The sequence below is a fragment of the Vibrio sp. 1580 genome (assembly GCF_033340055.1).
The window spans coordinates 1-644 of record NZ_JAWOVT010000370.1 but is presented as its reverse complement, the minus strand read 5'-3'; the positions used below and the strand labels follow the sequence as shown (position 1 = coordinate 644).

The window sequence follows — 644 nt, the reverse complement described above, 5'->3', positions numbered from 1 at the left end:
CATTAGCTTAGTTTGCTGTTTGGATAGTTTGAATCCGTACTCCTTGCTCATGTACAGGTATGTACGTGCAATCGACCCGCGAGCTCTGTCGGGTGGCATTACTTTGCGTTGCTTGAAGTTCACTTGCATGTCGCAGCGGCCATAACTGACACCATCCATGCCGTTCCATTGGCTGAAGTTGAAGTTAGAACGGTCTCCGTTCAGCTCACCAACCGCTGGGGTCAGGTTGTGTAAATCCGCCTCCATGAGTTTAAAAGCCGTGTCGTTGCGCGAACAGTTTTTGCGCCCACCGCTTTGCCAACACTGGAGCTGGTGGCCGAATTGCCAAGCAGGAACCACATGTTCCCATTCAATGCGAGCTGCGCGTTTTTCTTGTTTGCGAACTTGGTAACCGCAAGAGGCTAAGTCAGGAACGCCTTTTTTGCCTTGCCACTGGATATCACAACCGCAGTAAAAACTGCTTGGGTGGTCTTGATAGATTTTCACCGCTTCACGTTTGGCGGCAGAAAATGAGCTAGGAGGGGCAGAAAAAGCGGAACTAGAAAGAACAAAGAGAAACAGAGTAAACAAGTATTTCATGATTAAAGTCTTTAAAAAGTATGACTTTAATCATTCTACCACTCAGAGGTTGGCTTTCGTAATGA

At 47.4% G+C, this 644-nt stretch carries 1 protein-coding gene; it reads right to left on the bottom strand.

Annotated elements, in window-relative coordinates:
- The coding region (locus tag R7093_RS26065) for an endonuclease (RefSeq protein WP_318147125.1) at positions 1 to 579 on the bottom strand (579 nt) is incomplete at its 3' end.
- Positions 580 to 644: the final 65 nt, after the last annotated feature.